The 24,641-nt window shown below is 58.2% G+C and carries 22 protein-coding genes; all 22 read left to right on the top strand.

All coding sequences use genetic code 11. From position 1 onward, the window contains the following. Positions 1–85 precede the first annotated feature (85 nt). The 22 genes from VXK30_RS00225 (at position 86) to VXK30_RS00120 (ending at position 24,637) form a co-directional block, all read left to right on the top strand. The gene (locus VXK30_RS00225) at positions 86–607 is read left to right on the top strand and encodes a cell division protein ZapA (RefSeq protein WP_275715051.1); all 522 of its coding nucleotides are present in this window, start codon (positions 86–88) and stop codon (positions 605–607) included. Next, positions 594–2,660, top strand: coding sequence for a U32 family peptidase (locus VXK30_RS00220; protein WP_275715053.1), 2,067 nt, complete (start codon positions 594–596; stop codon positions 2,658–2,660). Before VXK30_RS00225 ends, VXK30_RS00220 begins: the two co-directional genes overlap by 14 nt. A 9-nt stretch (positions 2,661–2,669) precedes the next feature. Continuing rightward, a complete protein-coding gene (gene dut / locus VXK30_RS00215) occupies positions 2,670–3,131 on the top strand; it encodes a dUTP diphosphatase (RefSeq protein WP_275715055.1) in 462 nt (153 codons plus the stop codon). Continuing rightward, the gene (locus VXK30_RS00210) at positions 3,128–3,394 is read left to right on the top strand and encodes a DUF4321 domain-containing protein (protein ID WP_275715058.1); all 267 of its coding nucleotides are present in this window, start codon (positions 3,128–3,130) and stop codon (positions 3,392–3,394) included. The genes dut and VXK30_RS00210 overlap by 4 nt, the downstream gene beginning before the upstream one ends. A gap of 10 nt (positions 3,395–3,404) precedes the next feature. Beyond that, the gene (locus VXK30_RS00205; protein WP_329493870.1) at positions 3,405–3,977 is read left to right on the top strand and encodes a Maf family protein; all 573 of its coding nucleotides are present in this window, start codon (positions 3,405–3,407) and stop codon (positions 3,975–3,977) included. A gap of 121 nt (positions 3,978–4,098) precedes the next feature. Further along, the gene (locus tag VXK30_RS00200) at positions 4,099–5,112 is read left to right on the top strand and encodes a rod shape-determining protein (RefSeq protein WP_275715060.1); all 1,014 of its coding nucleotides are present in this window, start codon (positions 4,099–4,101) and stop codon (positions 5,110–5,112) included. 86 nt (positions 5,113–5,198) lie between these two features. After that, positions 5,199–6,116, top strand: coding sequence for a rod shape-determining protein MreC (gene mreC, locus VXK30_RS00195; RefSeq protein WP_275715062.1), 918 nt, complete (start codon positions 5,199–5,201; stop codon positions 6,114–6,116). A gap of 1 nt (position 6,117) precedes the next feature. Continuing rightward, positions 6,118–6,630, top strand: a complete 513-nt coding sequence (mreD, locus tag VXK30_RS00190) for a rod shape-determining protein MreD (RefSeq protein ID WP_275715064.1) — start codon at positions 6,118–6,120, stop codon at positions 6,628–6,630. A 15-nt stretch (positions 6,631–6,645) separates the two neighbouring features. After that, entirely contained in the window at positions 6,646–8,811 is a 2,166-nt protein-coding gene (locus VXK30_RS00185; protein WP_275715066.1) for a penicillin-binding transpeptidase domain-containing protein, read from the top strand. A 117-nt stretch (positions 8,812–8,928) separates the two neighbouring features. Beyond that, complete coding sequence (locus tag VXK30_RS00180) at positions 8,929–9,675, top strand: nucleotide-binding protein (RefSeq protein WP_275715068.1); 747 nt, start codon at positions 8,929–8,931, stop codon at positions 9,673–9,675. A gap of 36 nt (positions 9,676–9,711) precedes the next feature. After that, positions 9,712–10,116, top strand: a complete 405-nt coding sequence (locus VXK30_RS00175) for a methylglyoxal synthase (RefSeq protein ID WP_038322367.1) — start codon at positions 9,712–9,714, stop codon at positions 10,114–10,116. 274 nt (positions 10,117–10,390) lie between these two features. After that, positions 10,391–11,683, top strand: coding sequence for a histidine--tRNA ligase (hisS, locus tag VXK30_RS00170; protein ID WP_275715069.1), 1,293 nt, complete (start codon positions 10,391–10,393; stop codon positions 11,681–11,683). A 420-nt stretch (positions 11,684–12,103) separates the two neighbouring features. Then, positions 12,104–13,888 (top strand): aspartate--tRNA ligase, encoded by a 1,785-nt coding sequence (gene aspS / locus VXK30_RS00165; RefSeq protein ID WP_275715071.1) that lies wholly within the window; start codon positions 12,104–12,106, stop codon positions 13,886–13,888. A gap of 588 nt (positions 13,889–14,476) precedes the next feature. Next, complete coding sequence (locus tag VXK30_RS00160; protein WP_275715073.1) at positions 14,477–15,151, top strand: epoxyqueuosine reductase QueH; 675 nt, start codon at positions 14,477–14,479, stop codon at positions 15,149–15,151. A gap of 78 nt (positions 15,152–15,229) precedes the next feature. Then, positions 15,230–16,378, top strand: coding sequence for an MFS transporter (locus tag VXK30_RS00155; protein ID WP_275715075.1), 1,149 nt, complete (start codon positions 15,230–15,232; stop codon positions 16,376–16,378). A gap of 160 nt (positions 16,379–16,538) precedes the next feature. Then, on the top strand, positions 16,539–16,946 hold the full coding sequence (locus VXK30_RS00150; RefSeq protein WP_275715077.1) for a winged helix-turn-helix transcriptional regulator: 408 nt from the start codon (positions 16,539–16,541) through the stop codon (positions 16,944–16,946). A gap of 1 nt (position 16,947) precedes the next feature. Further along, positions 16,948–17,961 (top strand): L-glyceraldehyde 3-phosphate reductase, encoded by a 1,014-nt coding sequence (gene mgrA, locus VXK30_RS00145; protein ID WP_275715079.1) that lies wholly within the window; start codon positions 16,948–16,950, stop codon positions 17,959–17,961. 242 nt (positions 17,962–18,203) lie between these two features. Further along, complete coding sequence (locus VXK30_RS00140; RefSeq protein ID WP_275715081.1) at positions 18,204–20,537, top strand: anaerobic ribonucleoside triphosphate reductase; 2,334 nt, start codon at positions 18,204–18,206, stop codon at positions 20,535–20,537. Then, positions 20,527–21,048 carry an anaerobic ribonucleoside-triphosphate reductase activating protein gene (gene nrdG / locus VXK30_RS00135; protein WP_275715083.1) on the top strand — a complete coding sequence of 174 codons (522 nt, stop codon included), beginning with the start codon at positions 20,527–20,529 and terminating at the stop codon, positions 21,046–21,048. The genes VXK30_RS00140 and nrdG overlap by 11 nt, the downstream gene beginning before the upstream one ends. A 128-nt stretch (positions 21,049–21,176) precedes the next feature. Beyond that, positions 21,177–22,391, top strand: coding sequence for a BTAD domain-containing putative transcriptional regulator (locus VXK30_RS00130; RefSeq protein ID WP_275715086.1), 1,215 nt, complete (start codon positions 21,177–21,179; stop codon positions 22,389–22,391). Between the two features lie 33 nt (positions 22,392–22,424). Further along, on the top strand, positions 22,425–23,516 hold the full coding sequence (locus VXK30_RS00125) for a transglutaminase-like domain-containing protein (RefSeq protein ID WP_275715088.1): 1,092 nt from the start codon (positions 22,425–22,427) through the stop codon (positions 23,514–23,516). Positions 23,517–23,566: 50 nt separating this feature from the next. Beyond that, complete coding sequence (locus VXK30_RS00120; RefSeq protein ID WP_275715090.1) at positions 23,567–24,637, top strand: type II secretion system F family protein; 1,071 nt, start codon at positions 23,567–23,569, stop codon at positions 24,635–24,637. The last annotated feature ends 4 nt before the right edge of the window (positions 24,638–24,641 follow it).

The raw sequence follows: 24,641 nt of genomic DNA, 5'->3' as shown, positions 1-24,641 counted from the left end.
TAATGAAAGCTCTTTCATATTATGTTATAATATATTATAATGTAAATAATTCTGAATTCGCTGTTGTGTGAAAGGGTATGACTTCATGAGTAAAAACAGAGTGAAATTGAATATTTGCGGCTGTGAGTGCGTCATCAGCTCGGACGACAGCGAGAGCTATGTACGCTCGATCGGCGACGAAGTGGAGAAGGCCATGGACGATATCACGGGCAAAAACGAGCGTGTTTCCATCACCATGGCGGCCGTCATCACGGCGCTCCGCTACTGTGACGAAGCCCACAAATCCGCGAACGGGGCGGACAACCTTCGCTCCCAGATCAAGGATTATCTGGAGGATTCCTCCCACGCGCGCATGGAGGCCGAGGAAGCCCGGCGGGAAATTGAGCGCCTGAAACGGGAAATCCAGACCCTTCGGGCACGCCTGTCGGAGGGCGGAGAGCCCGCCGCGGACAAGCCCGCGCAGGAGGTCCGCGCGCAGAAGCCGGCCGTTCCCGGCTCCCCCGTGCAAAGGCCGCAGGCGGGAAGCTATTCCCGCGTGAATCCGGACATCACCGCCGAGCAGGAAGGCTTTATGAGCTTCTTTGAAAAGAAAAATGACGAACAGTAACATAGAGGTTTTGGCCCCCGCCGGGTCGCCGGAAAGCCTGACCGCCGCGGTGCGCGCGGGGGCGGACGCGGTGTATCTGGGCGGAAGCGCGTTCAGCGCGAGGGCCGGCGCCAGGAACTTTGACAGCGGCGAGTTGAAATCCGCCGTGGAGTACTGCCATGCCCGCGGGGTAAAGGTCTACCTTGCGGTCAACACCCTGCTTTTGCAGGACGAGCTGCAAAAAGCGCTCGATTTTGTTTCCTACGCCTGCACCCTGCCGGTGGACGCGCTGATCGTACAGGACACGGGCCTGATCCGGCTTCTGCAAAAATGCGCGCCCGGCCTGCGGCTGCACGCCTCCACCCAGATGAGCATCCACACCCCGCTGGGCGCTTTGGCGCTTTCCGAGGCGGGAATCAGGCGCGTGGTGCTTTCCCGCGAGCTGTCACTCCGGGAAATTGAGGAAATCCATAAAGCGGCCCCCGTGGAGCTGGAAGCCTTTGTCCACGGCGCGCTGTGCATGTCCGTCAGCGGGCAGTGCTACTTCAGCTCCGTGCTCGGCTCCCGCAGCGGGAACCGCGGCCTTTGCGCCCAGCCCTGCCGGCTGCCGTTTTCCGTTACCGGCGGAACGGGGCACGATTTGAGCTTAAAGGACCTTTCCATGATCAGCCGTATGGACGAGCTGAGCCGCGCGGGCATTGCCAGCGCGAAAATAGAGGGCCGCATGAAGCGGCCGGAATATGTCGCCGCGGCAGCGCGCGCGAGCCGGCTGGCGGCGGACGGCGAACCGGTTCCCCCGGAGCTGGTGAAAAACCTGGGCGCGGTCTTTTCCCGCTCGGGCTTTACCACCGGATATCTGGACGGGAAGCTGGGCCGCGACATGTTCGGCGTGCGCTCCAGGGAGGACGTGACCGGCGCGACCGGCGCGGTTTTCGCCGAGCTGCACAGCCTTTACAACCATGAATACCAGAGGATTCCGGTCTCTTTCCGCCTGACCGTTCAAAAGGAGCAGCCGGTGGTGCTTTTCGCCGCCGACCGCGACGGCCGGACGGCCCGCGTTTCTCTGGGCGAAACGCCCCAGCCCGCGCTCAGCCGCGCGATCGACGAAGAGCGCTGCGCCGAACAGCTCAAAAAGACGGGCGGCACGCCGTTTTACGCCGACGAGATCGTCTGTGAGATCGGGGAGGGGCTTTCCGTCCCGGTTTCTTCCCTGAACAGGCTGCGCCGGGAAGCGCTGGAAAAGCTGGAGCAGATGCGCATGTGCCGCGCGGAGATTCCGTTCCAAATGTGCCGGATACCCGAAGCGGGCACCCATACGGCGAAAAAGCTTCGGCTGCGCGCGCGGTTCGCAAACACCGGTCTTCCGCCCGCGGCAAAGCAGTGTGAACTCGTTTATCTTCCGTACGATACGGATTTGGATATTCTTCAAAAATTAAAAGCAGACGGCTATCCCGTCGCGCTGGAAATCCCGCGCGGCATGTTCGGGATGGAAAAAGCCGTCCGGGCGCGGCTTTCCGCCGCGAAAGAAGCCGGCTTTGCCGACGTCTGGGCGGGGAACCTCGGCGCGGCGGCGCTCGGCCGGGAGCTGGGGCTGACCGTACACGGCGGCTTTTCGCTCAACATCACCAATACGGCGGCGCTTCTCTGGCACAGTGAATTCGGGCTTGCGGATACGGAGCTTTCCTTTGAGCTGACACTCGCGCAGGCCGCCGCCGTCGGCGGGGAGCTGCCGAGGGGCCTTCTGCTCTACGGGCGGCTGCCGCTGATGCTGACGCGCAACTGCCCCGCGGCGAACGCGGGCGGCTGCAAAAACTGTGAAACCGCGCCGTTTCTGACCGACCGGAAGGGAATCCGGTTCCCCGTCCAGTGTTACGGCGCGTGCAGCGAGGTCCTGAACTCCGTTCCTCTCTACATGGCCGACCGGCTCGGGGAAGTGCGCAATCAGGATTTCGGGGTGCTGCGCTTTACCACCGAATCCGCACGGGAGGCGGAGGAAATCATCGGCCGGTATCTGGCCGGTTCCCCGGACGAAGGGGAACACACCCGCGGGCTTTACTACAGGGGAATAGAATAGGGGTAATTTATGACTGACCATGTTTTAAAAATGAAAAAACTGAGGCAAAACGCCGTCACGCCGACCCGCGCAAGCGAGGGCGCGGCCGGATTCGACCTGTACGCCTGTCTGGACGCGCCGATCACCATCGAGCCGCGCGGGCTTTACAAAATTCCCACGGGAATCGCCATCGCGCTGCCGGACGAAAACACGGTCGGGCTGATCTTCGCCCGCAGCGGGCTGGGCGTCAACCACGGCGTTTCCCTTCCCAACGCGGTCGGTGTGATCGACAGCGACTACCGCGGCGAAATCCTGGTCGGAATGACCAACTGCAGCGACAAGCCCTACACGCTCCAGCCGGGCGAACGCTGCGCGCAGCTTGTGGTGACGCCGGTGCTGCTGCCCATTCTAAAAGAGACCGACGATCTTGGCGAGACCTCGCGGGGCACGGGCGCCTTCGGTTCTACGGGAAAGAGAGGGCTGCAAAAATGAAAAAAGGCGTTTTGAAAACAATTTTGTTGATTGTTCTGCTTGTATTGGCGGTGGTTTTGGGGCAGATTATTGGTACGGCCTGCGCCGGAATCCATTTTCTTTCCTGGCTGGGCGCCGCGGCGGACTTCGGACTGTCCACCACCGAGCTGAACCTCTCCATCATAAAAATCACCTTCGGCATCCGGCTTGGAATCAACGCGGCGCAGTCGATTCTGGCGCTGGCCGCGGTCATCGCCGTGATTCTCATCAAAGTGAAGGAATAGGAGGATACCCATGTTGCTGCTTGCATCTACTTCGCCGCGCCGCAGCGAGCTGCTGAAAATGGCCGGCTACGAATTCACCGCCGCGCCCTCGGATGTCAGCGAGGGATATCTGCGCGGAACCCCTCCCATGCAGATTGTCGAGCTGCTCGCCGCCCGGAAAGCGGAAGCGGTGGCAAAGCAGAACCCGCAGGACACCGTCCTCGGGGCGGACACCGTCGTTGTTTTCAAGGGCCGCGTGCTGGGCAAACCGAAGGACGCGGAGGAAGCCAAAGCGATGCTCCGGCTACTGTCCGGAAACGTCCATCAGGTTTACACCGGCTACTGCGTCATCAGCGGCAAGGAGCTGATCCGCGGGCACGAGTGCACCTCGGTGGAATTTTACCCGCTGAGCGAAACCGAAATCAGCGCCTACTGCGAAACAGAGGAGCCGATGGACAAAGCGGGCGCATACGCTATCCAGGGGCGCGGCGCACTGTTTATCAAGCGGATCGACGGGGACTTTTACAATGTAATGGGCCTGCCGATCGGCAAAATCAACCGTATTCTGACCGGGCTTAAAAATTCATCGAAAGAAAATTCATAAATATTGCGCGCTTTCTGAATTAATAGTTGAGAAATGACTCTTTTGAGGTTATAATAAATACTATCTGAAGCGATGAAACGATTTTTATTTTTTTGCCAGGTTTGAAAGGGGAAAATGATTCATGTTTTCAAAAGATATAGGAATAGATTTGGGCACCGCAAATACTCTGGTTTTTATGAAGGGAAAAGGAATCGTCATGCGCGAGCCTTCGGTGGTCGCCGTTGACGTCCGTACCGATACCGTTCTGGCCGTGGGCGCGCAGGCCAAGGAAATGATCGGGCGCACCCCGGGCTCCATCGTCGCGGTCCGCCCGCTGAAGGACGGCGTCATCGCCGACTTCGACATCACCGCCACGATGCTCAAGCACTTTATCCGCAAGGCCGTGAAATCCAACGCGTTTTCCCGCCCGCACATCATCGTCTGTATCCCGTCGGGCGTAACGGAAGTGGAACGCCGCGCGGTGGAGGACGCCGCCCGTCAGGCGGGCGCCAACAATGTCGAGCTGATCGAGGAACCCATGGCCGCGGCCATCGGCGCGGGGCTTCCCGTGAGCGAGCCGACCGGCAGCATGGTCGTCGACATCGGCGGCGGCACGGCGGAGGTCGCCGTGATCTCGCTGGGCGACATCGTGACCTCGGTCTCGGTCCGCGTCGCGGGCGATAAATTTGACGAGTCCATTATTTCCTACGTAAAAAAGAAGTACAACCTGCTGATCGGCGAGCGCACCGCCGAGGAAATCAAAATCAGGATCGGCTCCGCTTTCCCGACCGAGGACAACGAGGACGCCACGGTGGAAATCAAGGGCCGCAACCTGGTGGACGGCCTGCCGAAGAACGTGACCATTTCCGCCGAAGAGGTGAGGGAAGCGCTGAGCGACCCGCTGGCGCTGATTATCGACGCGGTGAAATCGACCCTGGAAAAGACCCCGCCGGAGCTTTCCGCGGATATTATAGACCACGGTATCATGCTGACGGGCGGCGGCGCCCTGCTGCGCGGCCTGGACAGACTGGTCGAACAGGAGACCGGCATGCCCGTCCATATTGCCGATAGCCCGCTGGACTGTGTTGTTGACGGAACAGGCAAGCTGCTTGAAATCACCATGCCCTCCTCGTATTACAAAAACAACAGAAAATAAGGGGATCACTTCAGCGGAGGGTGAAAGCTCTCCGCTTTTTGCACTTTCAGGAAATCGCGCCAAAGACTTGAAAAGGAGGTGCTGCGTTGAAAGATTTTTTTCATTCGAGGGGATTTAAGCTTCTCATCACCGTTGTGTTCATTATGTTCGCTCTGATGCTTTATACGGCGAGCACCGGCAGTTCCCTTACCGCGAACCTGCTCAGCCTGATTTCCACCCCGATGCAGAGGGTCAGCACCGTCGTCACCAACAACGCCGCCGTCGCGGCGCAGAACGCCGCGCGCACCAACGAAGAGCTGGCGGCGGAAAACGCGGCGCTGAGAAAACAGATCGAAGAGCTGAACAAAAAGCTGATCAACTATTACAGCTACCAGCAGGAAAACGCCCAGCTGCGCAAATTTCTGGAGCTGAAAAACGAAAACAAGGATTTCAAACCGGTCTCCGCCGCGGTCATCGGCCGCGACCCGAACGACCTGTTTTATAATTTTCAGATCGACAAGGGGTCCCTTGCCGGTATTGCCGTGAACGACCCCGTCATCACCGAAGGCGGCGTGGTCGGCTGGATTTCCAGCGTAAACGCCAGCTACAGCCGGGTGACCACGATTCTTTCCGCGGACACGAAAATCAGCGCCCTCGACAAGGTCAACCGCGATTCCGGGGTCATCAGCAGCGACATCAAATTCGCCGACAAGGGCGTTCTGAAGCTCGGCTACCTGACCGCAGACACGACGGTAAAGGCCGGCGACATCATTGTGACGAGCGGTTTGGGCGGCGTATTCCCGCGCAACCTTGCCATCGGCACGGTCAACGAGGTGAAGAACGATCCCTACGACGTTTCTCTTTATGCGGAGGTCAAGCCCTTTGTGGATGTAAAAACCGTGCGCGACGTCATGGTCATTACCGCCTTTGAGGGACAGGGCCAGGCGCTTTCCGACGGCGGCTCTTCCGCTTCCTCGACCGCCTCTTCGTCTCCCTCTTCCGCCGTTTCTTCCGGGGGGAAATAAAATGGAAAAGCTCAAGGTTCTCCGTTATTTTGCCTATACCATTGAAATACTGGTGTTTTATATGGTCCAGGAGACACCCGGCCTTGTTCCCGACCTGTTCGGCGCACGGCCGGTGCTTTTGATACCCATCGCGCTTTCCATCGCCATGTTTGAGAAAGAGACCGCCGCCATGGCCTTCGGCCTGCTGTGCGGGTTGCTGATCGATTTCGGCGCGGGCGGCGTGCTGGGCTTTCACGGCCTTCTGCTCTCCGTCATCTGCTACAGCGTGGGGCTGATCGCCGCCAACCTGATCCAGACAAATTTTCTGACCGCCATGATTACCGCGGTGATTTCCACCGGCTGCGTCGTTTTGCTGCAATGGGTTTTCTTTTACCTGCTGTTCAGCTACTCTCACGCGGCCTACGCGCTGACCGCGCATTACATTCCGCGGTTTTTCTATACGACCGCGTTTATGCCGGTCGCGTACTACTTCAACAGGGCGCTCGCCCTGCAGATACGGGCAAAAGAAGAATGAAAAGGAGGTTCCGCCTTGGACAAGCTGAAAGGACATTCCCGTTACTGGGCTATGGGGCTGATTATTTTCGCCATCATGGCCGTCTATACCCTGCGCCTTGTGGACTGGCAGATTCTCAACGGCTCCTCCTTTCTGAAGGAAGCGGACAAACTCAGTCCCTCTACCGTCGTCATGGACGCCGCCCGCGGCGAAATCCTCGACGTAAACGGCGTGGGCCTTGCCGTAAACAAAACGGGCTACGCCATTGTGTTCGACCGCGTCTATATGAAGTCCGAGACCCAGAACAACACCATTCACCAGCTGATTCAGCTTCTGAACCAGCGGGGGGAAAAATGGACGGACATTTTGCCGGTCAAGCTGAACGCCAAAGGGCAGTATGAGTTTGTTTCCGGCATGGACAAGGAAATCGCAACGCTCAAATCGGCGGATTACGCGAATGTGAATTCTTACGCTACGGCGGACCTGTGTATGGCCCACCTGATCGAAAAATACGAGGTGACAGGGTACGAAGCCGCACAGGCGCGCGACATTGTTTCCGTGCGCTACAATATGACAAAATCCGCCTTCGGCATTTCGGCGCCGTACACCTTTGCCGAAGACGTCAGCCGCGACACCATCGCCATCATCAGTGAAAATTCCTCCCTGCTGCCCGGCGCGGCCGGGAAGGTCACCACCGTGCGCCAATACCCGAACGGCAGCCTGATGCCCCATATCCTGGGAACCATCGGTTCCATTTCCCGGGAGGAATACGACGAGCTGAAGGACAAGGGCTACGCGTTTAACGACCGGCTGGGAAAGAGCGGCATCGAGCAGGCCTTTGAAAGCATGCTCCGCGGCAAGGCCGGGAAAAAAGTGGTGGAGACCACAAACACCGGCGCGCTTGCCTCGGAAACGGTAAAGACCGCGCCGGTTTCCGGCGACACCGTTTACCTGACTGTGGACAGCAAAATCCAGAGCGTCCTCAACGTTTCCCTGGCCAACAACGTAAAGGCGACCCAGGCCAACGGGCGCAAGCTTTCCGCCCAGCGATACAAGGGGATGTCGAGCGGCCACGGCGAGGACTGCGTCGCGGGCGCCGCAGTGGTGCTGCGGGTAAAGGATTTCTCCGTGCTGGCGGCGTCCACTTATCCTACCTACGACCTGACGGAATATCTGAACGACACCAACTATTACACGTCCCTGATCAACAACAAGGATAAGCCACTGATCGACCGCGCCTTCAACGGCGTGTTCACCCCCGGCTCCGTCGTGAAACCGTATGTTGCGCTGGCCGCTTTGCAGGAAAAGGCCATCACGACCTCCACCCGGCTGGAAGGCAACAGCAAGTACACCCGCTTTGCGGACACCGGCCTGATTCTGGGCAGTATCGGCAACTACGGGATGATCACCGCGAATTACGCGATTCAGAAGTCCAGCAACTCCTTCTTCTATGAAGTGGGGTACCGGCTGGGAATTACCAATATGAACCTGTACGCCAAGCGCTTCGGGCTGGGCGTGAAAACCGGGATCGAGCTGCACGAAAGCGCGGGAATCCTGGCGGGCAGGGAGGAGCGCGTCGCCTCCGGCGGTTCCTGGTACGACGCCGACACCGTGGAAGCCGCGGTGGGACAGAGCGACAACCAGTTCACCCCGCTGCAGCTTGCCACCTACGTCGCGACCGTCGCGAACAACGGCGTGCGGTTAAAGCCCCATCTGGTCGGCAAGGTGACCGACTACTCCCGCAAAAACGTACTTTCACAGAACGCCGCCGAAGCGGTGGACAATATCGGGGTCTCCCAATCCTACCTCGATTACGTCAAGTCGGCCATGCGCAGCGTGGCGACCGCCGGTACGGCGAGCTCCACCTTCAAAAACTACGGGATCGCCATCGCCGCCAAAACCGGTACCGCGGTACAGACCCCGCACTCCGACAACGTTACCTTCGTGGCTTTCGCGCCGTACGACAATCCGGAGATCGCCGTGGCGGTCGTTCTGGAGCGCGGCGCGACCAGCATGTACTGCAACGCCGTGGCCAAGGATATCTTCGACGCGTACTTTTACGGGAAAACCGTCGACGCCGACGGCAGCCTCGTGATGCCGTCCGCTTCCGGCACCGCTTCCTCCGGGGCCTCTTCGGGGACGGCTTCCGGCACGGCGTCTGGGAACCCGTCTTCGTCTTCCACCGGCTCCTCCGCGGGCTGAGCGCAGCAGAGTTAAATTGTTAACAAAATATTAAATGTTTTGTTTTGTGTATTTACGACAATAAAAACGCTTTGACTACCGGGAATGTTTGTGGTAATATGAGAGCGAGGTTTTTATATGGGTGTCGCAACAGTCATCACATCGGGTAAGGGCGGTGTAGGGAAATCCACCGTAACAGCCGGCCTTGGTTTTGCTTTGGCAGCCAGGGGCAGACGTGTTTTGCTGATTGACGGCGACGCCGGTCTGGGATGTCTGGACCATATGCTCGGCGTTTCGGAGCAGCAGGTCTTTGATATTGCGGACGTGGTTTCGGGCCGTGCCGAACCGGTAAAAGCCGTTTATCCGTGTCCCTTTTCGGAAAGGCTGTTTTTGCTGCCCGCCCCCGCGAGGGAGGACGATTTGATCAGCCCGGATATTATGAAGCAGCTCGTATCGGTACTTTCCCGGTATTACGACCACGTACTGATCGACAGCCCCGCCGGCGTGGGCGGCGGCTTTGCGAGCGCGGCGGCTTCGGCCCGGCGCGCGCTGATTGTCACAACACCCGATCCCATCTGTGTGCGAAACGCAAATAAAGCGCATTTTTTACTGGAACAGGCCGGGATAAAGCAGCAGCGGCTGATTATCAACCGTTTCAGCGGGCATAATTTCTACACGCAGGGATTTTACCCGGATCTTGATTCCGTGATTGATTCCGCCGGGGTGCGGCTCATCGCCGTGATTCCGGAGGACATGCTTCTGGCGGCCGCCGCTTCCAACTGCGAACCGGCCCCGCAGAAATCGGCCGGCGCGATGGCTTTCGGCCGGCTTGCCGCAAGGCTGGAAGGCGAACATGTGCCCTTGGCCGCGCTGCAGAAATTCTGATTTTACATATTCCTGATTATTAGGGAGGAAATAAATATGAATATTGCTTTAATCGCCCATGACGCAAAGAAGGAACTGATGGTTCAATTCTGCATCGCCTACTGCGGCGTTTTGAGCCGTCACCTGCTCTGTGCGACCGGCACCACGGGCAAGATGGTTTCCGAAGCGACCGGGCTTGAAATACAGCGCTTTCTGGGCGGCTCGCAGGGCGGCGACCAGCAGATCGCCGCGCGCATTGCCTGCAACGAGGTCGACCTGCTCCTGTTTTTCCGCGACCCGCTGAACCCGAAGCCGCACGAGCCGAACGACATGAACCTGCTGCGCCTGTGCGACATGCACAATATCCCCGTCGCGACCAACATCGCCACCGCGGAGGTTCTGATCCACGGTCTGGAGCGCGGCGATCTTGACTGGCGCAACATTTTGAATCCGAAAGCCTGATTTTTGATTTCGGCAACGACCGGAAGGAGTACCCAAAAGCTTAGCCACAGGGAGGGCGCGTCCCGGACTGTAAGCGCGCCTGCAGAAGAGCTTTGTGGAAGACATCCGCGAGCCGGCACGCCGCCCCGCGTTTCGGGGCTTTTCGAGGAGAGCTTCGGCTCTTGAAAAAGGGTGGCACCGCGAGGATCATTTTCCCTCGTCCCTTTGGCTGGGACGGGGGCTTTTTGCATTTTTAACCGTTTTTACAGATTATTTTAAGGTAAGGAGAAACGCTATGGAACTGATCAAGGCACAAAAAGGGACGCAGGATTTACTGCCCGCCCAGACGGAAAAATGGCAGGTTGTGGAGGACGTGATGCGCAGCGAGGCCAAAACCCACGGCTTCGGGGAAATCCGCACCCCGGTTTTTGAGGATACCCGGCTTTTTCAGCGCTCGGTGGGGGAAACCACCGATGTGGTACAGAAAGAGATGTATACCTTCAACGACAAGGGCGGCCGCTCCGTTACCCTCCGGCCGGAAGGGACCGCGGGCGCGGTGCGCGCCATGCTGGAGCACGGCATGTACAACGACGGGCTGCCGCTGCGCCTTTCCTACTTTACCTCCTGTTACCGCTATGAAAATACCCAGGCGGGCCGTCTGCGCGAATTCCACCAGTTCGGGCTCGAGGTGTTCGGCACCCAGTCCCCCATGGCGGACGCCGAGCTGATCGGCACGGCGAAAAGCATTTTCGGTCGGCTCGGCGTACAAAACCTCAAGCTGGAGATCAACTCCATCGGCTGCCCCGGCTGCCGCGCGAAATACTACGAGGCTTTGCGGGCGTATTTCAGCGACTACAGGGACCAGCTCTGTGAAACCTGCCAGGGCCGTCTGGAGCGCAACCCGATGCGGATTCTGGACTGCAAAAGCCCGGTCTGCTCCAAAATCGCCGCGGGCGCGCCGCGGATGCTGGACTATCTGTGCGACGACTGCCGCACGCACTTTGAGAGCGTGAAATCCTACCTTGACGCGATTTCTATCGAATATACTGTCAATCCCTCCATTGTCCGCGGGCTGGACTACTACACCAAAACGGTGTTTGAGTTTGTTTCAGACGACCTCGGCGCGCAGAGCACCGTCTGCGGCGGCGGGCGCTACGACGGGCTGGTGGAGGAAATGGGCGGGCAGCCCATGCCCGCGCTGGGCTTCGGTCTGGGCATGGAGCGCCTGATGATGATTCTGGACGCGCAGAAGGTCGAATTCCCAGAGCCGGAGACCTGCGACCTGTTCATCGGGGCGCTCGGCGACGCGGCCAGGCTGGAAGCGTTTAAGCTGACGCACAGCTTACGGGAATATTCCATCAGCGCCGCGTGCGACATCAACGACCGCGGGCTGAAGGCGCAGATGAAATACGCGGACAAGATCTCCGCGAAATACTCCCTGGTCCTGGGCGACGACGAGCTTGCAGCCAAAAAGGCCGTCATCAAGAATATGAAAACCGGCGAGAAGTCGAAAATCGATCTGAGCAAAGACTTTGTCGAGCAGTTTGTCACGCTGCAGACGAAGGACGAGGATTCGATCGCGTTTTAACACAATCCCCTCTAAGAGGGCGGCAGGAGTTCGGCCCCCTCCCAGAGGGGGCTGGCAGGCGAAGCCTGACTGAGGGAGTCTCCCCATATTACCCCCATTAGTGCATCACCGCAAGCAGGAGTTGATCGTCAGCTTTGCCCTCAGGCCGGGCAGGCCCCTACTTTCGGTTCTTGCCCGAAAGTAGGCAAAGTGCGCGCAGTGGGGATTTTTAATTCCCGGCGGGAGGGTTCCATAAAATCCCCCTGCACCCCCAGGTATCCCCAAAGTGTCTTTATGTGGCACGGCATCTTGGTGGTTTTCATTGACGGGGATACGAAAGCACAGTTCGACTTCTTTTGCCCCCTCGCCGAGGGGGCAAAAGCGACCCAGCGATTTTATCGGCAGTCTGAGATTGAATATCATTAATTGGAGGCTATTTTAATGGCAGAATTCATGACAGGAATGAAACGGACCCACTACTGCGGCGAGCTGCGCGCCGCCGATATCGGCAAAACCGTGACGGTTTGCGGCTGGGTGCAGCGCCAGCGCGACCTGGGCCAGCTGATCTTTATCGACCTGCGTGACCGTACGGGCATCCTTCAGCTTGCGTTCAACGACGCGACCGACCGCGCGGTTTTCGACAAGGCGTTCTCCGCCCGTGCGGAATATGTGCTGGCGGCGACCGGCGCGGTGCGCGAGCGTTCGTCCAAGAACGCCGAGCTCCCGACCGGCGAAATTGAGATCGAAGTGCGGGAGCTGCGCGTTCTGGCGAAGAGCGAGACCCCGCCGTTTGAAATCGCGGCGGATTCCAACGTAAAGGAAGACCTGCGGCTGAAATACCGCTACCTGGACCTGCGCCGTCCCAACGTTCAGAATAAAATCATCGGCCGCCATAAAATCGTGAAGGTTGCCCACGACTACTTCGACAGCAACGGATTTATCGAGGTCGAAACGCCGGTCCTGATTAAATCCACGCCGGAGGGCGCGCGCGACTACCTCGTGCCTTCCCGCGTGTTCCCGGGCAGCTTTTTCGCGCTGCCGCAGTCGCCCCAGCTTTACAAGCAGCTTTTGATGCTTTCGGGCTTTGACCGCTACATGCAGATCGCCCGCTGCTTCCGCGACGAGGACCTGCGCGCGGACCGCCAGCCGGAATTCACGCAGATCGACCTGGAAATGTCCTTTGTGGATCAGGACGACGTGATGGCGGTCGGCGAGGGCTTTATGAAGCAGGTCTACAAGCAGGTTCTGGATATCGATATCCAGACGCCGTTCCGCCGCATGACCTGGCACGAGGCGATGCGCCGCTTCGGTTCGGACAAGCCCGACCTGCGTTTCGGCCTTGAGCTGATCGACCTGACGGAGGACTTGAAGCAGACCGAATTCCGCGTGTTCAAGGGCGCGGTCGAGGGCGGCGGAAGCGTGCGCGGCATCAACCTGAAGGGCCTTGCCGACAAGCTCAGCCGCAAGGAAATCGACAAGCTGACCGAATGGGTGAAGGCCTACGGCGCAAAAGGCATCGCGTGGACAAGGCTGACCGAAGGCGGGGAGACCTCTTCCTTTGAAAAATTCCTTGCTCCGGAGGAAACCGCCGCGGTGCGCAAAACCATGGGCGCCGAAACCGGCGACGTGCTGCTGATTGTCGCGAGCGACGAGGACGCCGTGGTGTATGCTTCCCTTGGCGCGCTGCGCTGCGAGCTTGCCGCGCGGTTTGGCCTGATCGACAAAAGCAAGCCCTGCCTGCTGTGGGTCACGGACTTCCCGCTGTTTGAGTTCAGCAAGGAAGAAAACCGCTATATGGCGATGCACCACCCGTTCACCGCGCCGCGCGCAGAGGACATCGACAAGCTTGAAAGCGACCCCGGCAATGTCTGCGCCATTGCGTACGACATGGTCTTAAACGGCAACGAGCTGGGCGGCGGTTCCATCCGTATCAATGACCCCGAGCTGCAGCAGCGCATGTTCCGGGCGCTGGGCTTCACCCCCGAGGAAGCGCAGAAGCGCTTCGGCTTCCTGACCGACGCGTTCCGCTACGGCGCCCCGCCGCACGGCGGCATGGCGTTCGGCCTGGACCGTCTGGTGATGCTGATGCTCGGCTGCGACAGCATCCGCGACGTGATTGCGTTCCCGAAGGTCGCCTCTTCCTCCGAACTGATGTCGGGCGCGCCGACGGACGTGGACGAAAAACAGCTTACCGAGCTGGGCATAGGCCTCCTTCCGAAGGAATAACTATCCGGCGCTCCGCAAAACAGCGGAGCGCCGTTTTCCATTTACGGCAAAGTTTTTGGTTTTTATCATAATGGAAAGATTGTAGCAAATCCTATAACCTGTTATAATGAAGCAAAGCGGACCATGCGGTCGGCACGCGCCTACGGCGACGCTCTCAGACAGTTATGCGTGATTGACTCCTTCCGTCGCGCCGGGCGTGCCGCCTCCCTCACAGAGGGAGGCAGGGGTTCGTCTAAGGCTCCCTCTGTGAGGGAGCTGGCAGGCGAAGCCTGACTGAGGGAGTTTCATCCCCGTTTCCGTATCTCCCGTCAATGAAAACCATAACGATACCGTGTCATATAAAGGTACTTTGGGGATACCCCGGGGGTGCAGGGGGATTTTATGGGACCCTGCCGGCGTTACTTAGAACGACGGAATTAGCGATCAATTCATCTTCTTGCTTGCAGTCGAGTCCGCCGTAGGCGCTTCCCGGACCGGCAGGTCCTGACTGAAGGAGTCCAAACCCGTCGGCTGACCACTACTATGGTTTTCATTGACGGCAGTACGGGAAAGCAAAACCTTTACCCAAAGACAGAAAAGGAGGGCACCATGGTCAAAATCAATTATCAGAAGCAGCTGGACGCTGTGATTGCCGGCCTGCACGGCGAAACGCCCTCCCTTTTGCTGCATGCCTGCTGCGCGCCGTGCAGCAGCTATGTGCTGGAATACCTTTCGGACTATTTCCGGATTACGCTGTTTTATTACAACCCCAACATTTCCCCGGAGGACGAATACCGCAAGCGCGTGGAGGAAGTGAAGCGTCTGATCGCGGCGCTCCCGGCGAAGAACCCCGTTTCCTTCCTGGAGGGAAACTATGACACCGGCCGCTTTTTCGCCCTTGCGAAGGGGCACGAGGACGAGCCGGAGGGCGGCGAACGCTGTTTTTCCTGCTATGCCCTGCGGCTGCGGGAAGCCGCTCAGGCGGCAAAAGAGGGCGGGTTCGACTGCTTTACGACCACCCTTTCCATCAGCCCGTACAAAAACGCGGAAAAACTGAACGCCATCGGCGCACAGCTGGAAAAAGAATCCGGCGTGCGCTACCTGTATTCCGACTTCAAAAAGAAAAACGGCTACCAGCGTTCCATCGCGCTTTCGACAAAATACAATCTGTACCGGCAGGATTACTGCGGCTGTGTATTCTCCAAAGCGGAGCGTGACCGCCGTTTAAAAGTTCAAAACTTTTCCACACAAAAAGGACAGCCAGTGGAAAACCTTCCGATTTGATTTTCGGCAGGAAAATCCGACCCAAATTTTTCAATGGGCCTGATTTTTGTCTCCGGATTCAGACAGGAGGTTTTTTCTTTGAATAAAAGGAATGTTTATCTGCTGTACGGCGTCGCCCTGCTTCAGGGCATGGTGTTCTACGCGCCCATTGCCACACTGTACCGGCAGGCGCGCGGGCTGGGGATTTTTGAGATCACGCTGATCGAAAGCATCAGCATGGTGGTCAGCCTTGCGCTTGAGCTTCCATGGGGCTTTCTGGCGGAACGCATCGGATACCGCCGGACCCTGCTGATTTGTAACTTTTTCTATTTTGTATCAAAAATCGTCTTCTGGCAGGCGGCCGGCTTCGGCATGTTCCTGCTGGAGCGGCTGATCCTTGCCGTGGTGATCAGCGGCCTTTCCGGCTGCGACAGCGCGTTTCTCTACCTTTCGGCAGGAAAGGCCGATTCCCTTCGGGTATTCGGCATTTATTCCGCCATGGGTTCCGCCGGAACTCTGCTGGCTTCGACAGTATTTTCCCTTTTTCTGCACGGAAACAGTTCCCTGTCCGCGCTTTTTACGGTTTTCAGCTACGGGTTCTCGCTCCTTTTAACAATCTTTTCAACAGAAGTGGAAAACCATGTTGAAAACTCCAAAAATTTCCGTAAACAGGTTTTCGGGATGTTCGTCACCCTGAAAAACCAGAAAACTTTTTTATGGTTTTTACTGGCGGCGGCGCTGTTTGCGGAGTGCAGCCAGACAATTACGGTTTTCCTTAACCAGCTCCAATACCAGCGCGGAGGAATCCGCCCGGAAACCATGGGCCTGCTGTATCTTCCCGTGATTGTCGCCGGGCTCTTCGCCGCGCGTTCCCACCGGCTGGTCGGCCGGATGGGGGAAGGCAAAGCCTGTGCGCTGCTGTTCCTGACCGGAGGTGTGGCGTGCCTGGCAATGTTTTTTTCCGGGAACCCGGTGCTTTCCGTCGGGTGCGTCGTTCTGCTGCGCACCGCCGCCTCCCTTTTCGTACCCATTCAGATGGAGGCGGAAAACCGCACGGTTTCCGCCGGGAACCGCGCCGCCGTCCTTTCCGCCTACTCGGTCGCCATGGACGTGGTTTCCGCCGGCACCAACCTGCTGTTCGGCAAAGCGGCGCAGGCGGGCGTCGCGGCATCCATGCTGCTGGGCGCGGGTTTTTGCCTTGCGGCGCTTTTGTCCTACGGAATCTGGCGGCGGGCGGGAACCCGGTAGCACATTTTTGTTTACAATCCGCTTTGACGGTGCTATGATATGCTTATTATTCATGATATACTCAATATTATTGAGTGGGACAGTCTTGAAAATCGGGCGTCTGGAACCCGCGTGGTAAAATTGCGGCTGTGCCGATGATCCGAAGCGTCGGAGGCAGGACATGAAAAAAGACAAGGAAAAGAAAAAGAAGCGCGCAAAGCGCCCGGAGCCAAAGCTGGAGTCTGCGGAAAAAATTCGGGAAGGCGCGGCGGAGGAATCTTCCGAGGATCCTCTTTCGTATGCGCTGGCTGCGGTGGGCGGCAAATGGAAGCTCCGGATTTTATGGGCGCTGCGCGGCGGCGCAAGCCTTCGCTACGGCGAAATCAAGCAGCAGATTCCCCCGATCACCGACATGATGCTCAGCCAGAGCCTGCGCGAGCTGACGGCCTCCGGGCTGATCGTGCGCCAGCAGTTCCAGCAGATTCCGCCGAAGGTGGAGTACCGGATCACCCCCGCAGGAGGCGACCTGATTCCCGCGGTGGAGCTTCTGTGCGCCTGGGCCTCAAAACAAATCAAAGGAGAGAAATAAGATGGAGCGATACACCCTGGTTCCCCCCTACACCGCGGAGGAAACGCGCTATACGCAGATGCAGTACCGCCGCTGCGGCAAAAGCGGCCTGAAGCTGAGCGCCGTTTCGCTCGGCTACTGGCACAATTTCGGCACCTACGACCAGTACGAAACCGCCCGCGCCGTCACCCGCCGCGCGTTTGACCTTGGCATCACCGTCTTTGACCTTGCCAACAACTACGGCCCCCCGGCGGGCAGCGCGGAGGAGACCTTCGGCCGCCTGATGAAGGAGGACATGCACCCCTACCGCGACGAAATGGTCATCACCACCAAAGCGGGCTATACCATGTGGCCCGGCCCGTACGGCGATTTCGGCTCCCGCAAGTACCTGCTCGCAAGCCTTGACCAGAGCCTGAAACGGATGGGGCTGGACTATGTGGATATTTTCTATCATCACCGCATGGACCCGGAGACCCCGCTGGAAGAAAGCATGGGCGCGCTCGCGCACGCGGTTAAGAGCGGCAAGGCGCTTTACGCCGGGATTTCCAACTACAGCCCCGATAAGGCAAAGGAAGCCGCTTCCCTTTTAAAGGAGATGGGCGTTCCCTGCCTGATCTGCCAGTCGCGCTACAGCCTGCTGGACAGAAAGGTGGAACAGGACGGGCTGTTTGGGGCGCTTTCCGGCTGCGGCATGGGCGCGACCGCGTTCAGCCCGCTGGCTCAGGGCCTTCTGACCGGAAAATACAACAACGGCATCCCGCAGGATTCCCGCGCTGCGGGAGCTTCCGTCTTTTTGAACAAGGACCGCATTACGACTGAAACCATCGAAAAGGTCGTCGCACTCGGCAAGCTGGCAGCGCGCCGGGGCCAGACCACCGCGCAGTTCGCCCTTTCGTGGGTGCTGCGCCAACCGGTGATGGCCAGCGTGCTGATCGGCGCCAGTCGCGTTTCCCAGCTGGAAGAGAATATTGGCGCGCTGGACAATCTTGATTTCTCGGAAGAGGAGATCCGCGAGATCAACGCGATTCTGCGGTAACGGCAGTTCCCGTTTCAAAAATACCGCCCCCCGGAAGGGGGGCTTTTTGTGCCTGATTCCGACTTTTTTCTACATTTGTATCAAAGTGGTACATATAGTGTAATAATTCCAATAATTAAAAATTTAACACAATATATTGTTGACAAGCACACAATATTGCGGTAAAATTCAAAGTATCCACTGAAAAAAAAGGGCAAATTACGGAATTTTTGCTTTGATTTGCTTTGAAAGGAATGTTCGAAATGGCTGTCAAAATACAGAAGCGCAACGGTGTGGTCGTGGCGTTCGATAAAGAAAAAATTCGCAATGCGATTTATAAAGCCAATCAGGCGGTCGCGGAGGAAGAGATGGGCGCGCCCGTCCTTGACCGGCTGACGGGCAAGGTGGTCAAATCTTTTCAGGGCGACAGCGTCCCCACCGTCGAGCAGGTACAGGATACGGTGGAGGAAACCCTGATCGCCGCGGACTACGCCAAAACCGCGAAGGCTTACATCCTTTACCGCGCGGAGCACGCCAAAATCCGCCAGGCCGAGGGCGACCTGATGGATATCTACAAGGAGCTGACCTTCCGCGACGCGAAGGACGCCGATATCAAGCGCGAAAACGCGAACATCGACGCGGACACCGCCATGGGGACCATGCTGAAATACGGCTCCGAAGGTTCCAAATATTTTATCAACAACTACGTCCTTCCGAAGGATATTGCCGCGGCGCACATTGACGGCGATATCCATATCCACGACGAGGACTTCTATATGCTGACGGAAACCTGCTGCCAGATCGATCTGATCAAGCTGTTCAAGGGCGGCTTCTGTACCGGCCACGGCGCGCTGCGCGAGCCGAACGATATCCGCTCCTACGCCGCGCTGGCCTGTATTGCGATTCAGGCCAACCAGAACGAGATGCACGGCGGGCAGTCCATTCCGAATTTCGATTATTCCCTGGCGCCGGGCGTCGCCAAAACCTTCCGGAAGGCTTATTTCAAAGCGCTTTCCCAGTTTTTCCAGATTGCGAACGGCATGAAGGAAGCGGACGCCGACGCGCTGGTCAAAGCCGTCCGGGCGGATTTGGGCACGGACATTACGCTTTCCGCCGCCGGCCGGTACGGCGAGGCTTTGAAAGCCTACCTTCCGGAGCACCAGAAGAAAAACGGCTTTGAAGAAATCTCCGAAGAGGAAGCCGCGCGCGCGCACCGGTACGCCGTAAAGACCGGCACCGGCAACACCGAGTCGGCGACCTACCAGGCGATGGAGGCGCTGATCCACAACCTGAACACCATGAATTCCCGCGCGGGCGCACAGGTCCCCTTCTCTTCCATCAACTACGGCACCGACACCTCGCCGGAAGCGCGCATGGTCGTCCGCAACCTGCTGAACGCCACCTCCGCCGGGCTGGGCGACGGCGAAACGCCGATTTTCCCCGTACAGATTTTCAAGGTAAAAGAGGGCGTTAACTACAACGAGGGCGACCCCAACTACGACCTGTTCAAGCTGGCCTGCAAGGTAAGCGCAAAGCGCCTGTTCCCGAATTTCAGCTTTATCGACGCGCCGTTCAACCTGCAGTATTATAAAGAAGGCGACTATAACACGGAAGTGGCCTATATGGGCTGCCGCACCCGCGTCATGGGCAACGTTCACGACAGGACGAAGGAAGTCACCTGCGGACGCGGAAACCTGAGCTTTACCTCGCTGAACCTTCCCCGCATCGCGATCGAGGCGAAGGGCGACCTAAGGGCTTTCTATGAAATGCTGGACAAACGGATGGATCTTGTCATCCGCCAGCTGATGCACCGCTTCAAAATCCAGTGCTCCAAAAAGGTATACAACTATCCGTTCCTGATGGGGCAGGGCGTCTGGATCGACTCCGAAAAGCTCGACCCGCAGGACAGTGTGGAGGAGGTCCTGAAGCACGGCACCCTGAGCATGGGCTTTATCGGCCTTGCCGAGACGCTGAAAGCGCTGACCGGCAAGCATCACGGGGAAAGCGCGGAAAGCCAGAAGCTCGGCCTTGAAATCGTTTCCTATATGAGAAAGCGGATGGACGACGAATCGGCGAAAACCGGCCTGAACTTCACCCTGCTCGCCACTCCGGCGGAAGGGCTTTCCGGCCGCTTCGTGCGCATTGACCAGAAGAAATACGGCAAGATTCCGGGCGTCACCGACCGCGAATACTACACGAACTCCTTCCATGTGCCCGTCTATTTCCCGATCAGGGCGTTTCGGAAAATCGAGCTGGAAGCGCCTTACCACGCGCTGACCAACGCGGGCCATATCAGCTATGTGGAGCTGGACGGCGACACCTGCAAAAATATCGACGCGTTTGAAGCGGTGATCCGCTGCATGAAGGAACACGGCATCGGCTACGGTTCGGTGAACCACCCGGTCGACCGCGACCCGGTCTGCGGCTTCAACGGGATTATCGACAACGAATGCCCCAAGTGCCACCGCACCGAAAACGACGGCGGCCCCAAATTTGAGCGGATCCGCCGGATCACCGGGTATCTGGTCGGCACCACCGACCGGTGGAACAACGCGAAGCGCGCGGAGGAAAGGGACAGAGTGAAGCATGGGCTCTAAGCTGAAAATCTGCGGGATCGAGCCCGAGTCGATCGTGGACGGAAGGGGCTTCCGCTATGTGGTGTTTGCACAGGGCTGCCCCCACCGCTGTCCCGGCTGCCACAACCCGCAGTCCCACGATTTTAACGGCGGAAGATGGGCGGACATTGACGACCTGTTCGCCGAAATCTGTGAAAACCCGCTCCTGAAGGGCGTGACCTTCAGCGGAGGGGAGCCTTTTTCCCAGCCGAAGCCGCTGGCGGAGCTGGCCGGGCGGATCCACGCAAGAAAGCTGGATCTGACCGTTTTTACGGGCTACACCTATGAGCAGCTTTGCGCGCGGCACGACCCGGACACCGACGCGCTGCTGCGGGAAACCGACGTGCTGATCGACGGGCCGTTCCTGCAGGAGCAGAAGGACCTGACCCTTGTGTTCCGGGGGAGCCGGAACCAGCGCGTCATCGATATGAACCGAACGAGAGAAACCGGCGCGATCGTGCTGGATGAAGTCGAAAAAGAAGCGTCCTCCTGACGGAGGATGCTTCTTTTTTGTAAAAATATAGGTTTTCCTGTATCAAATTTTCCTTGTCAATTTGATTTCCATGTGTTACCATAATTATATATATTCCGGTCGATCTTTTCGGAAGGGGATGAGCGCTTATGCGGCCCGACGTTGTTGCACAGGAACAGATTCAGGTCAAAATGCTGGGCGAATTTTCCATAACCATCAACGGCAATCAGCTTACCAACTTGAAAGGCCGCACCAAAAGGGTGTGGATGCTGATTCAATACCTGATCGCGAACCGGCATAAGGAGAATTCCACCGAAAAGCTGGTGGAAGTGCTGTGGCCGGACAATCAATGCAACGACCCGCTGAACGCTCTGAAAAACCTTGTTTACCGGGCCCGGGAACTTTTAAAGGGACTTTCGGGAAACGACAGGGCGGAGTACATTCAGTATATCCACAATACCTATTCGTGGAACAACAGTTATTCCTGCCTGATCGACACGGAACAGCTTACGGAGTTTTACAGGCTGGGGAGCGACGTTTCCAAAACGCAGGACGAACGGGTACGGGCGTTTCAAGCCGCCCTTCAGCTTTACTGCGGGGAGTTCCTGCCCAAATCGGCCTACAGCAACTGGGTGATTTCCGCCGGCGCGTACTACGCGAACCTTTACAATCAGTGCGTGCTGCGCTGCTGCGGGCTGCTGATTGATCTTCGCCGTTTCGACGAGGTGACCCAGATCTGTGAAAACGCGCTGATTTATTCCCCGCTTGAGGAATCCATCCACAAGATGCTTCTGTTCGGCTACCTTTCCACCGGCCAGCGCAACAAGGCGCTGGACCATTACAACCATGTGATCGACCTGTTTTACAAGGAGCTGGGCGTGGATATCTCCGAATCCATGCGCGCGCTGTATAAGCAGCTGGTCAACAGCATCAACAACGTGGAAATGGACCTGGGCGTCATTAAGAACGACCTGAAAGAAGCTTCCGCCGTGGAAGGCGCATACTACTGCGATTACGACGTATTCAAATCCATCTACCGGATTCAGGCGCGCTCAGTGGCGCGCACCGGAAGCTCGGTCTTTATTGTTCTGTTCACCATCAGCGGCCTGGACGGCGAGCTGCCGAAGCCGCGGGTCGCCAAGCTGGCTTCCGAGCGGCTGAAAGCCACGATTATGGACAGCCTGCGCAAGGGGGACACGGTCGCTTCCTACAGCGCCACACAGTTTATCGTGATGCTGCCCCTCATCAGCTACGAAAACGCGGAAATGGTGGTAGACCGTATCCTGCAGAAATTCCGTTTCCGGTACCGCAGGGACAATGTGAAAATTTCCACCAGAATCAACGCGCTCGATTCAGCGGAGTAAGCGATTTGAAACCGGGCTGAGGGGAGGGACGACATGCGGAAATACAAATCCATATTCCTTGTGTTTTTTCTCGCGTTTCTGCTGTCCGCCTGTGCCGGGCAATCCCCCGGCAGCGCTCCGGCGCCGGTTTCCTCCTCCGTAGGTTTTCCCGCGGAGTCCGGCGCCGTTTCGGTTCCGTCTTCTTCACGGGACATTTCCTCCGGGGAAGCTTCCTCTGCCGGGGACGGTTCCTCTTCAGCCGCGGAATCCTCCTCCGTACCGTCGGAACCGGCGTCCTCTTCCAAACAGGGTCTTGTTTCCAAGGTCCTGAACCCCTCTTCCGAAACGGTCGTAATGAGTTCGTCCCTGCCGCCCAAGGCGGCCCCGGCCCCCTCCGCAAAGCCGATGCCCGCCGTCACGGCGAAGATGCCGCAGGCCCCCGGCACGGAGGTTTTCAGCAAAAGCGGCGCTTCGGTCGATTACAGCAACGCCGGGCAGGGCTATGTCATGGTACGCTACAGCGGTTCCTCGGTCATCAAGGTATTGGTCTATTTCAACGGCGGTTCCTCCTATTACCAGTACAACCTTGCGGGAAACGGCGCTTATGCCGCCCTTCCCCTGCAGAGCGGCAGCGGTACCTATAAAGTGCGGTTTATGGAAAATGTTTCGGGGAACAGCTACGCCGAGCTTTGCTCCACGGAGCTGAGCGCTTCCGTTTCGGGCTGGGGGTATACGCTTTACCCCAACCAGTACGTCAGTTACGGCGCTTCCTCCGCGGCGGTGGCCAAGGCGAAAAGCCTTTGCGCTTCGGCCACCAATAACGCGCAGAAGGTCTCTGCCATTTATCAATTTATTACCTCAGCCATCAAGTACGATTATCAGAAGGCGCGCAGCGTAAAAGCGGGCTATCTGCCCAATGTGGACAGCACGCTGTCCGCCGGAACGGGCATCTGCTTCGACTACGCGGCGCTGATGGCCGCCATGTGCCGCGCGCAGGGAATCCCGACGCGGCTGATCATCGGCAACACCAGCGTAGGATACCACGCCTGGAACGAGATTTATCTGGACGGGTGGAAGCGCTACGATTCCACTTTTGCCGCGGCCGGACAGTCCGCCGGAACCTATACGGCGGAAAAATACTATTAACGGCGGAGAATCGGAACAAAAAAGCCAATCGGCGGTTTGGAGGATGAACCATGGATCAAAACCCGGCTGTCAGCCAGCGTAAAACAAAGCCTCTTTCCTCGGGCGACGTTTCTCTCTTCTGTTCCCAGGTGGTTCTTCTGCTGCGGGCGGGAATCCCCCTGCGGGAGGGCATCGGCACGATCAGCGAAAATATTGCGGATGAAAAGGGACGGGAGCTGATCCACCGGATCCAGGCGGCGGTGGAGCAGAACGGCTCGCTGTACCTTGCGCTGAACAGCACCGGCGCTTTTCCGAAATACATGGTCAACATGGTGAATATCGGCGAGAAGGCGGGCAACCTCGACAATGTGCTGGAGGCTTTGGCCCTCTACTACGAGCGCGACGACAGGCTGCGCAGCTCCGTGCGCGGCGCGCTTCTGTATCCGCTGATCCTTGTCCTGATGATGGCGGCGGTCGTTTCCGTTCTGGTCATCAAGGTCCTTCCTGTTTTCAACGAGGTTTTTCTGGACATGGGCAGCGACGTTTCCGACGCGGCCGCCGCCGTGATGCGCGCGGGCAGCGTGATCGGCAGCTGGGCGCTGGCCCTGATTTTCCTGCTTTCCCTATTTCTTCTGGCCGCGCTGATCCTTTATAAAACGGAAAAGGGATACCGGTGGATGACCGGTTTCTTAAGCAATTTCCCGCTGACAAGGCAACTTTCGGAAAAAATCGCGCTGGCGCGCTTCGCGTCGGCCGTTTCCATGCTGCTTTCCAGCGGATACGATACCGAACAGGCGCTGGGGTTGGTTCCCGGCATTCTGAGCAGCCGGGCGGTCGCCGAAAAAGTGGACCGCTGCCGCGCGCTGATGAGCGCCGGCTCCTCCTTTACACAGGCGCTGAGCGAAGCGGATATTTTTCCCGGCATCTATTCGGGCATGGTGCGCATCGGCTGCAAAACCGGCAGCCTTGATTCCGTGATGCGCCATCTGGCGGAGATTTACAGCGAGGACGCGGACGAATCCGTCAGCCGCGCGGTTTCCGTGATAGAGCCCGCCATGGTCGCGGCGCTGTCGATCATTATCGGCGCGATCCTGCTTTCCGTCATGCTTCCGCTGATGGGAATCATGTCGTCGATCGGTTAGGGGA

It is taken from the genome of Caproiciproducens sp. CPB-2, from assembly GCF_036287215.1.
In the GTDB taxonomy this organism is placed as follows: Bacteria; Bacillota; Clostridia; order Oscillospirales; family Acutalibacteraceae; genus Caproiciproducens.
The sequence above is the reverse complement of the archived record's forward strand: the minus strand, read 5'-3'. Positions and strand labels throughout refer to the sequence as shown.